The sequence below is a fragment of the Methylophaga sp. UBA678 genome (assembly GCF_002299105.1).
GTDB lineage: Bacteria > Pseudomonadota > Gammaproteobacteria > Nitrosococcales > Methylophagaceae > Methylophaga > Methylophaga marina.
The window spans coordinates 53744-54020 of record NZ_DBNG01000002.1 but is presented as its reverse complement, the minus strand read 5'-3'; the positions used below and the strand labels follow the sequence as shown (position 1 = coordinate 54020).

The 277-nt window shown below is 47.3% G+C and carries 1 protein-coding gene; it reads left to right on the top strand.

Annotation, left to right across the window (positions count from 1 at the left end; translation table 11 throughout):
- Nucleotides 1-277, top strand: a 277-nt coding sequence (locus B3014_RS00525; RefSeq protein ID WP_289286880.1) for a hypothetical protein, incomplete at both ends; no start/stop codon positions are given.

Below are 277 nucleotides of genomic sequence, written 5' to 3'. Positions count from 1 at the left end.
GATGAACCCTCGTGTATCACGTTCTTCTGCGCTGGCCTCTAAAGCAACAGGTTTCCCTATCGCAAAAGTTGCTGCAAAACTGGCAGTGGGTTACACGCTGGATGAATTGCAAAACGAAATTACAGGTAATGCAACACCGGCCTCGTTTGAGCCAACAATTGACTATGTGGTAACAAAAGTACCGCGTTTTACCTTTGAAAAATTCCCTCAAGCCGACAACCGTCTGAGCACACAGATGAAGTCTGTTGGTGAGGTGATGGCGATTGGCCGTAACTTC